This is a genomic window from Streptomyces sp. NPDC012474, from assembly GCF_042955185.1.
Taxonomy (GTDB): Bacteria; Actinomycetota; Actinomycetes; order Streptomycetales; family Streptomycetaceae; genus Streptomyces; species Streptomyces cahuitamycinicus.
The window spans coordinates 178,272-191,117 of record NZ_JBIBEP010000018.1; the positions used below are offsets into that span (position 1 = coordinate 178,272).

Below are 12,846 nucleotides of genomic sequence, written 5' to 3' on the forward strand. Positions count from 1 at the left end.
AGTGAAGGCCCATGCGCGTACTGCTCATCTCCACCAACAAGATCCGGGTACCGCGGCCGGCGCTGCCCATCGGCATGGCCTACATCAGCGCCGCGCTCAAGCACGCCGGGCACCACGTCGACGTCCTGGACCTGCTCTGGGAGTCCCGGGAGCTCAAGGCCGTCCGGGAGAAGCTGACCACCGGGACGTACGACGTCGTCGGCGTCGCCGTACGCAACCTGGACAACCTGACGTTCATCGACCCGGTCTTCTTCGGCCCGATGACCGAGAAGATCGTCCAGTGCGTCCGCAAGTACACCAGCGCCAAGGTCGTCCTCGGCGGGTCCGGCTTCTCCGTCGAGCCGTTGTCGTTCTTCGAGTACGCCCAGCCGGACTACGGCATCGCGGGTGAGGGCGAGGCAGGCATCGTCCAGCTGCTGGACTACCTGGAGTCCGGCGGGCGCCTGGAGTCGATCTCGGGGCTCTGCTACCTCGACGACGACGGCAAGTTCTGCCAGAACCAGTCGAGTCAGGCGTTCGACCTGGGCGCGCTGGAGCCCGACCGGTCCGTGTACGACCCCAGGTACTTCGAGGAGGGCGTCTCGGCGGCCTCCGACCTCACCCGCGACCACCAGCCGGCCATCGAGACGCTGCAGACCAAACGGGGCTGCAAACTGTTCTGCTCCTACTGCATCATCCGCAAGACCGAGGGCAAGGGCGACCGGTTCAAGGACCCGGCCGAGGTCGTCGGAGAGATCCAGCGGGCCATGGCGGAGAACCCCGCCGTCCGGGAGTTTGAGATCGTCGACGCGACCTTCAACTACCCGATGGAGTACGCCGCAGAGGTCTGCGAAGAGATGATCCGCGCCAAGGTCGACGTCCCCTGGTACTGCCAGCTGACGCCGAACGCCGTCACGCCGGAGTTCGTGAAGCTGCTGCACGCGGCCGGCTGCATCCGGGTGGACCTCGGCACCGACGCACTCACCGACGAGGCCCTGGCGGACCTGATGAAGGGCTTCGACATGGCCCGGGTCCTGGAGATAGACCGCCTGTTCACGGCCAGCCCGATCGAGCACACCCACTGCATCTTCCTCGGCGGGCCGGGGGAGACCCCGCAGGCACTCAGGGAGTCGATCCGCTTCACCGAGCGGTACCTCAACCCGGCCCAGATCTACGCCAACCTCGGCATCCGGATCCTGAGCGGCACCAAACTCCAGCGCCAGGCGTACAAGGCCGGGATCCTGCGCGAGGGCCAGGGCACGTTCGTCCCCGCCTTCTACGTGGAGCCGGCGATCCTCGCCGACGGGGACACGCTGGACTTCGTCCGCAACGCCTATCTGAGCCACAAGAACTGGTACCTGTGGTGGGGCCTGGGCGGACAGAACCTGACGGACCGTTCGAAGGAGACCATCCAGGCCGTGGCCGACATGCAACAGGAGTACGAGTACGTCATGCAAGGCAAGCCCCGGCTGGAACGTGCGCCGAAGCCGCTCCCGGCCCAGCCGCTGAAACTCACGATCGGCACCCCGTGATCCATGTTCCATCCGCCGCGGACGAACTCGCGAAGACCCTCGCGGCCCGGGCCGACCCGGACTTCGCGGTCCGCATGCAGCGGTACTTCCCGCATGAGATCCGGGCGCTCGGGGTCGCGAATGCCGCGGTCGTCGAGATCGCCGACGGCTACTTCCGCGAGCGGCGCGACACTCCCGCGGCGACGCGGCTGCTCCTGGCGGAGGAGGTGCTGGCGCGCGCCGAGTACCACGAGGAGGTGCTGCTGGGCTTCGCGGTCCTGCACAAGGTCGCCAGGACCGGACTCGGTGCCGAGTTGCCGGACCGCTGCGAGCACTGGTTGCAGACGTACGTGTCCAACTGGGCGCAGTGCGACGACATGTGCCTGAAGCTGCTGTACCCGTTCTTCCTCGGGCACCTGGAGCTGATCCCGCGGACGCGTGACTGGGTCGCCTCGTCCTCGTCGTGGGCCAGGCGCGCGGCGAACGTGGCCGTCGTGAAGTTCGTCCGGCGCACCGTGGGCCGTACGGTCTTCGAGCTGCCCTTGTCGCACGTCTTCGACAACTGCGTCCGGCTGATGCACGACGACGACGTCTACGTGCAGAAGGGCTCGGGCTGGCTGCTCAAGGTCACCGCCGGGGTCCATCCCGACGAGGTGGCCGAGTTCCTGCGCACCTGGCACACCGAGATGCCCCGCGACACGTTCCGGTACGCGGTGGAGAAGATGGACCCGCGGCTGCGGCGGTCCTTGATGGAACTGGGACAGGGGTGACGCGATGAGTGCGACCGGCCGCTACGTCCACCGGCGGGGCCTCCACTGCGAGTCGGCCTGCCAACGCGCCGTTCTCGCGGCCGGCGGATACGACGTGGACGAGGAGATCGTGTTCGGGCTGGACGGGGGTTTCGGGTTCTCGTTCTTCCCGGCGAACGGCAACGCGCCGGACATCGTCGTCGGCAAGCAGGCGATCATGCCCCTCCGGGCGGCACGGCTGATGGGCGTCGAGGTCGCCACCCACACACCGAGGTCCGGTGCGGGTCTGGCCAAGCTGCTGGAGTCGGCGCCGGCCGTCATGACCCGGGTGGACCTCGGCCTGCTTCCGTACTGGGGTCTTCAGGGGCGTACCTCCTTCGGCGGGTACTTCGTCAACGTCGTCCGCCCGCTCGGGGCCGATGCCTTCGAGGTGTCGGACCCGGCGTTCGACGAACCCGCCTCGGTGAGCGCGGCCGAGTTGCAGGCGGCACGGTCCAGCCGCGACTCGCCGCCGCTGAACCCGGACTGGAAGGTGTACGTCTTCGGCGCGCCGCGGCGCACTCCGCAGCTGGACCGCGTCGGTCCCGTGGCGGTTCGCACCCTGTGCCGCGAGGTCCTCAAGCCGGGCAGCCGGAATCTCGGCATACCCGGGATGAAGCTGCTGGCGACGACGGCGGCGTCCTGGCCGGAGTCCAAACACGGCGAGGTCGAGGACGTGGACCTGGCCGGGCGCGTGGTGCGGACCGACGCGCTGGCGCGTCAACTGCTGCACCTGGGACGGCAGATCGAGTCCTTCGGCACCGGCGGCGGACTGTTCCGGCCGATGATCGGCCGCTACCTGAACAGGGTCGCCGACACCACCGGCGAGGCCCGCTACGCCGATGCGGCAGAGCAGTTCCTGGACAGCGGCCGGCTCTGGTCGAAGCTGGGATCCGCACTGCTGGCCGCCGGGACCGCCACCGGGCGCGACGATCTCACATCGCTCGTGGACGCGGTGGCGGACACGGCGCGGTCCGCGATGGACGTCGAGAAGCGGGCGCTCACCGCCCTCACCACTGTGTAGACGCGAGGTCGAGACATGCCCACCGAGGACGAGACCGTACTGATCCAGGGCCCGGCACGATGGAACGAGCATGCCCGCCGGCGCCGGTCGCAGGGCCCCTTCCGGCCCGACCTGCGCAAGGCGGTGCTGCACGGCGCCGACCTGCAGGGCGCGGAGCTGGCCGACGCGGACTTCACCGACGCGGTGCTGACCGAGTCGTACCTGATCTCCGCCGACCTGAGGGGCGCGAATCTCGAAGGCGCCGACCTGTGCGAGGCGTACCTCATCCTGGCCGAGCTGAACGGCTGCCGCCTCGTGGGAGCGAACCTGGACGGCGCGGACCTCAGCGGTGCCGATCTGACCGGCGCGGTCCTCGACCCGGGCTTCCGGCGGTCCGCCGTGATCTCGGACTACCTCACGATCTGGCCATAGCGAAAGGAGCTCCTCAAATGATCGTTCTGGGCTACAACGGATTCGGCAAGTCTGCGGAAATCTTCGGACGCCTCTTTCGCGCCACCGGCATCGACCGTCACCTGTTGTACGGCCATGACTCGTCCGCCGCCCTCGTCATCGACGGGGAACTGGTCGCCGCCGTCGAGGAGGAACGGCTCAACCGGGAGAAGAAGACATCGAGCTTCCCGGCCAACGCGATGCGCTGGTGCCTGGAATCGGCCGGGATATCCTTCGACGACGTCGACACGTTCGCCTTCTCCTGGCAGTTCTCCCAGGACGTGGTGAACAAGATGATCGTCGAGATCACCGAGGACCGCGCAGCGACCGTCGAGCAGAAGTTCGCGCGCCTCGAGCGTCTGGCGGAGACCCATGCGGCGATGTTCAGCGAGGCCGCGACCGAAGCCGACTTCCTTGAGCACACCGGTCACAGGCCGGCCCCGGAGAAGCTGGTCCGGGTCCCGCACCACATGGCCCATCTGATGACGGGATACCACCTGTCGGGCGGCGGGGACGCCGCGTTCCTCGTCAGCGACGGCCGCGCCGAATGGCTGTCGTCGATCATGGGCGAGGTGCGCGACGGCGAGGTGAAGATCTTTGACGACATGACCATCGACTCGCGGCATTCCCTGGCGATGCTCTTCTCCGTGGTGACGCGCTACCTCGGATTCGTCCCGAACAACGACGAGTACAAGGTGATGGGGCTGGCCGGCTATGGCGCGCCGCCCGAGCCGAACCCGTTCCTGGAGCACGTCGTGGAGATGCGCCCCGACGGCACCTACCGGATTCCCTACCCGGCGAACGCGGTCCCCGCCTACTACGAACTCTTCGACCGTATCTTCGGCGGAGACGCCGAATGCCGGGAAGAATTCGACTACCGCGTACGCGTGGCCAGTGCGGCACAGCACATGCTCGAAACGGTGACCGCCGGCCAGATCCGGACGCTCGAAACCCGCAGTGACCTCCCCCGCGTGATCTTCGAGGGTGGACTGGCCCTGAACTGCGTCAACAACAGCAAACTGCTGGAGCGTTCACGCTTCACCGCAATGGACGTCAGCTTCGGCGCCAGCGACGTCGGCGTGGCCATCGGGGCCGCACTGTTCGCCAGCGGCCGGTCCGGCACACCGCCCCGGATCAGCACATCGCCCTACCTGGGCCCGAGTTACGACGCCCAGGAGATCCAGGCGGCCCTGAAGCAGTACGCCGACCAGGTCGTCTGGCGAGAGCTGGACCCTGCGGACGTGCCGCGGGAGGCCGCACACCTGATGCGGGAGCGGTGTGTCATCGGGTGGTTCCAGGGGCGTATGGAGTACGGGCCGCGCGCCCTGGGCAACCGCAGCATCCTCGCCAACCCGAGGTTCCCCGACATCAAGGACATCATCAACGAACGCATCAAGCACCGCGAGCAGTTCCGGCCCTTCGCCCCCGTGATCCTGGAGCACCTCGCGGCCGACGTCTTCGAGCTCGGCAAGAAGACGTCCTCTCCCTACATGACCTTCGTGGTTCCGGTGCGCCCCGAGTACCGGGACAAGATCCAGGGCGCCTGTCACGTCGACGCCACCTCGCGGATCCAGACGGTCACCGAGCAGAGCAATCCGCTGCTCGCCGAACTCCTGCGTGAGTTCACGGAACTGACCGGGATTCCCTGCCTGATCAACACCTCGTTCAACGTCGCCGGCGAACCCATCGTCTGCTCGCCCGCGGATGCTCTGTCCTGCTTCCTCAAGACGGAGATGGATCATTTGTTCCTCGGCAACTTCCTGGTTTCGCGAATCTGAACGAGTGGACGCCTCCCTGATCTGGGCGCCCGCAATCGTACTTCGGGCGGTTGCGCTACGCTCTACGCGAAGGAAGGGAGACAAGAACAAGTGTCGCTTTTAGAGGAAGATCCGTACGTCGGTAACCACTGCGAGTCGACCACCCTCGTCAACTTGTTGCGGCAGCGAGAGATCGACTTGTCGGAGTCACTCGTCTTCGGGCTCGCCGGTGGTTTGTCATTCATCTACTGGCGGACGAAGCAGATGCCGACACCGTTCGTCGGTGGCCGCATCAAGCCCGACACACTGTCCGAAAACCTCGCGACTGCGCTGAACCTGCGCCTGTCCGTGCACGAGACGTCGTCGGTGAACCGGGCGCGGGAACACCTGCTGGCCGAGCTCGATTCCGGAACCGTCGTCGGCCTCAAGCTCGACCGCTACTTCCTCGACTACTCCACCGACGACTTCCGGTTCGCGGCCCACTATGCAGCCTGCGTCGGGTACGACGACGACCGTTTCGCCCTGGTCGAGACGCAGCCGCTCGGTCTGCAATGGGCCTCCGGCGAATCCCTCGCGACCGCGCGAAACGCCCGGGGGCCGATGAGTTCACGCAATCGCGCCTTCACGATGGATATCCCGAAGGGCGGCCTTCCCGACCTGGGTGAAGCCGCCCGTAAAGGCATCAAATCGGCGGCGGAAAAGTTCTTGAATCCGCCGATCTCCAACTTCGGATTCAAAGGCATGCACAAAGTCGCCGACCTGATGCCGCAGTGGCTCGACGACCTCGACTCTCCCGCCGACAGCCTTCCCGAGATCTGCACGATCATGGAGGATGCCGGGACCGGTGGTGGCCTGTTCCGCATGATGTGGGCGGAATTCCTGGCGGAGACCGCCGAAATCACCGGAACCGGCGAGTTCCAGGAGATCTCGGACGCCTACCGTGAGGTGTCGAAAAGGTGGACCGAGGTGGCCGGACTTCTGAAAGAGGCGGGAGAAGCGTCGTCGCGGGAAGCCCTCCACAGCGCGTCGAAGATCGTGCATGAGGCAGCCGACAAGGAACAGCGCTTGATGCACCGCCTCATGGAACTGTCGAGCTGACCGGGGCCCGGACCCCTGTTCGCCGTGTGCTTCACGACGGTGACCCGCCGGTACTCGAGCGCGGGGCGGGCGTGGAGCTCCGGGGATGTCCCAGGCCCGCGTCCCGCGCCAGGGCCGCCGCCTCGGTGCGTGACCGGGCGTGCAGTTTGGCCAGAACGTCGCTGACCCGGTTGCGGATGGTCTTCTCGGAGAGGCTCAGGCGGCGGGCGATGGAGGCGTTGTCCAGGCCGCGGGAGATCAGGTCGAGCGTCTCTCGTTCCCGGTCGGTGAGGTGAGGGAAGGGGAGGGGAGATCGAGCGGCGGGCGGCACGGAGAAGTGGGACAGGACGCGCTGGGCGATCCGGGGGCCGAAGACCGCTTCGCCGCGGGCGACACCGAGCAGGGCGCGGTGGACGTCGGCGCCGTCCGCTTCCTTGAGCAGGTAGCCCCGCGCGCCGACGCGCAGGGCGGCGAAGACCGAATCGTCGTCCTCGTCCATGGTCAGGACGAGGACCGCGACGTCCGGATGGGCCGTGGTGATCTGAGCGGTGGCCTCCAGGCCGTTGACGTGCGGCATGCGCAGGGTGCTGGTCGCCTTCAGCGGACTGACGTGGGGGCGCAGCGCGATCGTTCGCTGACGCAGCCGGGGGGGGGCGCGGCGATCGCTCGAGCCGCGCCCTCCCGGTCCTGAGAACCGGGCACTGTCAGTGGTGGCTGCGAGGGTGAACGCATGGACCGTGATGACGAGCAGTTGCTGCGCGGCCGGGTCTACGGCCACGACCACGACGACCCCGACCCGGGCCCACGCCGCGGGCGCACATACGCCGAACTGGTGGGCGGGCCGCTGGACGGACTGCTGCTGGACATCACGAGTTGGCGGGCGGAGGAGATCGACGAAGGAGCGGCTCTGCCCACCGAGCTGGGACGGTTCCCCGGCGGCCGGGCACTGTACGAGCCGTTGCCCGGCGGGTCCCGCACACCCGGTCCGGGGGTGAGCTGGCGCTTCCACCACTCCGGGGACACGCCCTGACGTGCGCTCCGACCACGAGCCGGACCACACAGGCCAGGGCGGCCCTACCGCCCTGCCGGCCCTTCGGCACAGCCTGTCCCGGGCAGGTACCCGGTGACGCACGAACGCGGTCGGCCTCGCGGCCGGGCGCGCCCGCCGCCCGGCCGCGAGGCGCGTACCCGCCCGGTGCGACGCAGCTGCTAGAAGGTGAGGTTCCAGGCGTCGATCCGCCCGGTGTCCTGCGAGGCGATGTCGCGGACGCGCAGTTTCCATGTACCGGACGCGGTCTCCGACGAGGCGTCGACGGTGTACGTCTTGACCACGTTGTCCGCGCCGTCGCCGTTGGCGAAGTCCTCGAGGGAGTAGACCGATCCGTCGGGGGCCACGAGGGACAGCACCAGGTCGCCGCGGTACGTGTGCTTGACGTCCACGCCGACCTTCAGTGCGGCCGGGGCGTTGCCCGTCACGCCGGTCACGGTGATCGGTGAGTCGACCGTGGCGTTGTCGGCGACGGTGACGTCGGTGGTGTTCTCGAAGTAGCGGCCGGGCTGCGGCCCGGTGCCACCGACGGCCTTCAGCGCGTCGACCTGGCCCTCCCCGAAGAAGGCGTTCTTGGCAGTGGTGCCGGTGCAGCGGCTGTCGGACGGGCACGCCGTGTCCGTGGCCTGGACTCCCAGCCGGGCGCGGAGGTCGGCGGGGGTGGCGGCCGGGTCTGCACTCTTCAGCAGCGCGGCGACACCGGCCACATGCGGTGAGGCCATCGAGGTGCCGTTCATGTTCCCGTACTTGCCGCCGGGGAGCGTGGAGTAGACGCCGGAGGAGCCGTCACCGCCCGGGGCCGCTACGTCGATGACATCCCGGCCGAAGTTGGAGTAGGACGCCTTGATGTTCCCGTTGCCCATCGCCGCGACGGTCACGACGCCCGGAAGTTCCGTCGGGATGTCGACGCAGGCGTTCGTGATGGTGCGGTTGACGGGGGTGGAGTCGTTCGGGCTCGAACTGTCGGTGCGCTTGTTCGCCAGGTCGTAGTTGGAGTTGCCCGCTGCGGCGACCTGGAGCGAGCCCTTGCCTTCCGCGTACTCCTGCGCCCGGCGCACACCCTCGATGATGGCGGCCTGGTCGGGATCGTCGGGGCAGTTGAACATCCACGGGTCGGTGTAGTAGCTGTTGTTGGTGACGTCGAAGCCGCGGTCACCGGCCCACATGAACCCGCAGATGGTGTTCTCGGCGAAGAACAGGCTGCTGCTCGGCTCGGCGATGCGCACGGAGGCGATCTTCACGCCCGGCGCGACGCCGACCACTCCCTTGCCGTTCTTCGCGGCCGCGACGGTTCCCGCGACGTGTGTGCCGTGGGTGCCGACGTCACGCCAGGCGCCGGCGCGGGTGTCGGCCTTGCCGTAGGCGCAGGAGACGGAGTCCGCCGCGTCGAAGTTGGGTGCGATGTCCTGGTGCCGTTCGTCCACTCCGGTGTCGAGAACACCCACCGTGACGGCAGGCGAGCCGGTGCTGACGGCCCAGGCCTTGTCGGCGTTGATCCTGGTCATGTCCCACCGCGCGGTCTCGGTGAGCGTGGTGGGCGACTGTGCGGGAGCACCCGGCAGGGTGGGGGAGTAGGCGTCCGCGGGAACGTCCGAGGTGCGCGTCGCGCCCACCTTCTGCACGCCCGCGACGGAGCGCATCGCGGTGGCGAAGCCGGAGGAGGAGGAGTGTGCGACCACCACACCGATCGCGTCGTAGTGCGCGAAGACCGAACCGCCGTTCGCCGTCACGGCGTTGCGTGCGGCCGAGGTGTCACCGGGAGCGGTGATGACGAGGTAGGAGCGGGTGCCGGCGGCCCATCCGGCGGCGGTCCGGGCGGGCGTGGTGGCGCGGGCCGTGGCCGGGCCCGACGGAAGGCCGGTGTCGACGTCGGCCGCGCCGGCGGGCGTGGCCAGGGCGAGGGCGGCTCCGACAGCGGCGACGGACAGCAGCGACCGTCTGAGACGGCGCTGGGATATGCGGGGGGTTGTCACAGGATCCTCCGAGAGCCCGGGGCAAGGGGTGGCGCCGACCGGGCCGTGGGCTGAATGGGTCGACGCAAGATCTCAGATGAGGGCATGACAAGGGAAGGGTCGGCGGCGCGTCAATCACCCCACTCGGACAAGTAGTTGACGCCGCTCCGGATTGATCAAGGACACGCGGGGCACGACGTCCCGAACAGCGCCGGGGCCTTCGGCCCTCGTGAGCACGGCGGTCCGCAGGCGTGTCGGGCACCACAAGCCGGCTCTGCCCCACCGCACGGAGCCTCCCACCGCACGGAGCCTCCCGCCGGACGGCGGCGACAGCCGGTGCGAGGCCGTCGCCGCCGACCGCGGGCAGGCGCTCGCGCCGGTCGGCAGAGGAGCGCGTCAGCGCTTCGTGTAGATGAAGCCCAGCTTGTCGACCTCGCCCCCGGCCCGCCCGTGGAACCCGGCGATCTGCCATCCCGACGGCGCTGTGCGCGTCACGCAGTCGGACGTGGTGGTCCCGCCGGACAGACTCCTGCCGAGGTTCGTGGTGAACCTGGCGGAGAAGATCCGCGTCCGGCCGTCCTTCTGGCCCCGGCACAACTGGGCCGAACCGACGTACTCCCCGCTTCCCAGATCCAGAGATGACGCCGTGCCGCCGGTTCCGCCGTGACTGAGGACCTTGCCGTTGCCGAGCGTCAGGCCGACGCCGTCGACGCGGGTGCCGCTGCGCAGCGAGAGGCTGACCGGGCGGGCGCCCGCGGGTACGGCGTCGATGTCGGTGTAGTGGTCGCCGTGGGGTCCGCCGAACTGTTCGCTGAGCTGGAAGTCCGCGGCGCGCGACCAGGAGAAGTCCACCTTGATCGGGTCGTGGTCGGACAGCATGAGCCCGTCGTCGGTGAGGAACCTGGAGTGCTCGTTGTTGTAGGAGGTGGCGTGGAGCGACACGAGTTTGCTGTCGCGGTACAGGACCTTGTCCACGACTTCGCAGGTATTGGGCACGGTTGGGCCGGTCTGATCGCAGACCAGGGCGTCGCTGCCCTTGGCGGGCGGTGTGCCGCCGCGGATGAGCTGGACCCAGGGGTCGGTCAGACCGTTCGCGGCGGCGAACTCGGCGATGGTGTCGCCGGAGCGCGTGTAGCGGGTGTTGGTGTCGCCCATGACGACGACCGCGTTCCCGGCCGAGTGGGTCTTGATGAAAGCCGTCAGCTGGTTGAGGTTGTCCGCCCGCGAGGCCAGGTCGCCGGGGTTCGTGCCGGCGTTGGTGTGCAGGTTGTAGAAGTCCACGTACACGCCCTCGGCGAGACGCTGACGGATGAACGTGAACCCCTTGGGCGTGAGGCAGTCACCGGAGTCGAACTGGCAGGACTTCCAGCGCACCCGCTCGAAGTCGTCGGTGTCGTACGGGAGCTTCGACAGGGTGTTGAGACCGCTGCCGATACCCGCGCCCCCGCTGGTGGGGGTGCGGTAGGCATGGGCAGTGTCGCCGGCGTAGAGAAAGGCGTGGTAGTTGAAGTCCTCCTGGACGTTGACCACGTCGTACGGCGCGATCCGCCGGCCGATTTCCGTGGTGGCGGGTTTGCGGGGGGTGGGTGCGCTGGAGATGCTCTCCGGCAGGCCCGCGACGTTGTAGGCGAGGACGCTGAAGGATCCGGACGCGGGGTCGGCGGCAGCGGCGGGGGACGTGTTCGTGATGAACCCGCCGATCGCGGCTGACGCCACCACGATGGAGGCTAGAAGTCGGCGCATGAACCGGAACTCCTGACAACGGGGGGTGGGGGCCGGAACTTACCGGTGGTAACCCGCTGCCGTGCCTGGCTGGCGCAAGCGAGACCGAATCTTGACCGACGGGTCCGGACCAGGCCCGCGGGAGGCCCGTGATCCGTGCCCGGCCCGGCCCCCGGAGCCGTTCTGCGCGTTGTTGGCCGACGCCGGTTCCCGGAGCCGAGCGCTCGGGGGAGTGGCACGGATCACCGCGGACGGGAGCGGAGTGCGGAACAACAGCACCTGGTTGCCCGTTGAACGAACCGTGGGTGCGGATGGGACAGTGTCCCCGGGCCTCACCATTCGCCCACAGGGACGATCGTTCGGCTGAAGCCCTGTGGAGCCGTTCGCCGAGAGGCGACCGCCCTCCGCGCCCACCCCTGCACCGCCCCGGCCGTGATTCCCCCGTCCGGTCGGGGCTCCTTTCACTTCTCCAGCACGAAGCCCGGTTTGTGGCCGGCGCGGCCGGAGGTCAGCACGTCGGGGATCTCGTCCCAGCCGTAGATCCCGCTGGTGACCAGCTCCGGGTGGAGGGCGCCCGCGGCCACCGCCTCCAGGGCCGGCGTCATGTTCGGCCGCGCGCGGCCCTTGCCATTGTGGAAGTGGACTCCGCGCTGGTACAGCGCGAGCATGGGGAGCTGGACGTCGTCGAAGTAGATGCCGACGCTGTTGACGTGGCCCTCGGGCATGACCGACAGCAGTGCCTTGCGCAGCCGTTCGGGGTTGCAGCTGGCGTCCACGGCGAGGTGGAAGTCCTTTTCGCGCTTGCCGTGGATGTCGTGAACCTCGGCGCCGAGCTGCTCGGCGACCTTCATCCTGACCGGGTCGTCGTCGTAGTAGACGGTGCGGGCGCCGGCACAGTGGACCGCGACGTCGACGCAGTACAGGCCGATGGAGCCGGTTCCGCCGAAGACCGCGATCTTCGGGTCGGAGATCCCGGCCACGGTCGGCATCACCGTCTCCCAGCCGAGGGCGAGATCGTCGCCGATCGAGGCCAGGTGCACGGGGGTCGACCCCGGCGGGCAGTTGACACTGCTGGCGAATTCAGTTTCACGGGATTGCGTTCGCTGGGAGCCGGATAGCCTGCCTCCATTTGAACACCTCCCAGTGGGGCCAGATCAAGCCGCCCTCCGGGACCACCTCACGACGCCTGATCTTCACGCATTGTCTGCGAACCGGGGCCAGTTCGAGTCGCCTCGGTGGGTCCACCGAACGGACCCGACCACCCGACCACGGCCCCGTTATCACCACCCGTAACGGCGAAGCCATGTTCCGTGCCTCCTCCTCCAAACTCATCCGCGACGTCGCCCTCACCCACCCCGACCTGGCGGACATGAAGCTGGCACTGCGCGCCCGGCGTAGCACGCTCGACCTCCCCCTGCTCACCTCCAAAATCAAAGAAATACCAAAAATCGGGCGCGGACATGCCATAAGGTCAAACACGTGTGCGGGCCGGCACCAGCGGCCCGCATCAGCCGTGCACGAACAAGATGAGAGGATCCATGTGAAACCCACCCGACACC

At 68.4% G+C, this 12,846-nt stretch carries 12 protein-coding genes; 8 read left to right on the top strand and 4 right to left on the bottom strand.

Annotation, left to right across the window (positions count from 1 at the left end; all coding sequences use genetic code 11):
* Positions 1 to 11: 11 nt before the first annotated feature.
* The 6 genes from ACFY9S_RS31965 to ACFY9S_RS31990 all read left to right on the top strand — a co-directional run bounded on the left by ACFY9S_RS31965 (position 12) and on the right by ACFY9S_RS31990 (position 6,586).
* Positions 12 to 1,511, top strand: coding sequence for a radical SAM protein (locus tag ACFY9S_RS31965; protein ID WP_391135284.1), 1,500 nt, complete (start codon positions 12 to 14; stop codon positions 1,509 to 1,511).
* Entirely contained in the window at positions 1,508 to 2,260 is a 753-nt protein-coding gene (locus tag ACFY9S_RS31970; RefSeq protein ID WP_391135287.1) for a DNA alkylation repair protein, read from the top strand. The genes ACFY9S_RS31965 and ACFY9S_RS31970 overlap by 4 nt, the downstream gene beginning before the upstream one ends.
* A gap of 4 nt (positions 2,261 to 2,264) precedes the next feature.
* Positions 2,265 to 3,302, top strand: a complete 1,038-nt coding sequence (locus ACFY9S_RS31975; RefSeq protein ID WP_391135290.1) for a DUF4872 domain-containing protein — start codon at positions 2,265 to 2,267, stop codon at positions 3,300 to 3,302.
* A 15-nt stretch (positions 3,303 to 3,317) separates the two neighbouring features.
* Positions 3,318 to 3,713 (top strand): pentapeptide repeat-containing protein, encoded by a 396-nt coding sequence (locus ACFY9S_RS31980; protein ID WP_391135293.1) that lies wholly within the window; start codon positions 3,318 to 3,320, stop codon positions 3,711 to 3,713.
* 17 nt (positions 3,714 to 3,730) lie between these two features.
* Positions 3,731 to 5,509 carry a carbamoyltransferase C-terminal domain-containing protein gene (locus ACFY9S_RS31985; protein WP_391135296.1) on the top strand — a complete coding sequence of 593 codons (1,779 nt, stop codon included), beginning with the start codon at positions 3,731 to 3,733 and terminating at the stop codon, positions 5,507 to 5,509.
* 90 nt (positions 5,510 to 5,599) lie between these two features.
* Positions 5,600 to 6,586, top strand: a complete 987-nt coding sequence (locus ACFY9S_RS31990; RefSeq protein WP_391135299.1) for a DUF4872 domain-containing protein — start codon at positions 5,600 to 5,602, stop codon at positions 6,584 to 6,586.
* A gap of 31 nt (positions 6,587 to 6,617) precedes the next feature.
* Here ACFY9S_RS31990 and ACFY9S_RS31995 read toward each other — a convergent pair whose 3' ends face one another.
* Positions 6,618 to 7,142 carry a LuxR C-terminal-related transcriptional regulator gene (locus tag ACFY9S_RS31995; protein ID WP_391135302.1) on the bottom strand — a complete coding sequence of 175 codons (525 nt, stop codon included), beginning with the start codon at positions 7,140 to 7,142 and terminating at the stop codon, positions 6,618 to 6,620.
* A gap of 153 nt (positions 7,143 to 7,295) precedes the next feature.
* Here ACFY9S_RS31995 and ACFY9S_RS32000 point away from each other — a divergent pair, with 153 nt between their 5' ends.
* A complete protein-coding gene (locus tag ACFY9S_RS32000; protein WP_391135305.1) occupies positions 7,296 to 7,595 on the top strand; it encodes a hypothetical protein in 300 nt (99 codons plus the stop codon).
* A gap of 179 nt (positions 7,596 to 7,774) precedes the next feature.
* Here ACFY9S_RS32000 and ACFY9S_RS32005 read toward each other — a convergent pair whose 3' ends face one another.
* From ACFY9S_RS32005 to ACFY9S_RS32015, 3 genes are all read right to left on the bottom strand, one after another.
* Positions 7,775 to 9,508, bottom strand: a complete 1,734-nt coding sequence (locus ACFY9S_RS32005; protein ID WP_391135341.1) for a S8 family serine peptidase — start codon at positions 9,506 to 9,508, stop codon at positions 7,775 to 7,777.
* Between the two features lie 453 nt (positions 9,509 to 9,961).
* Positions 9,962 to 11,308 carry a jacalin-like lectin gene (locus ACFY9S_RS32010; RefSeq protein ID WP_391135308.1) on the bottom strand — a complete coding sequence of 449 codons (1,347 nt, stop codon included), beginning with the start codon at positions 11,306 to 11,308 and terminating at the stop codon, positions 9,962 to 9,964.
* Positions 11,309 to 11,748: 440 nt separating this feature from the next.
* Positions 11,749 to 12,327, bottom strand: a complete 579-nt coding sequence (locus ACFY9S_RS32015) for a hypothetical protein (RefSeq protein ID WP_391135311.1) — start codon at positions 12,325 to 12,327, stop codon at positions 11,749 to 11,751.
* A 263-nt stretch (positions 12,328 to 12,590) separates the two neighbouring features.
* Between ACFY9S_RS32015 and ACFY9S_RS32020 the strand changes: the two genes are divergently transcribed.
* A partial coding sequence (locus tag ACFY9S_RS32020) for a hypothetical protein (RefSeq protein WP_391135314.1) occupies positions 12,591 to 12,846 on the top strand: 256 nt, incomplete at its 3' end.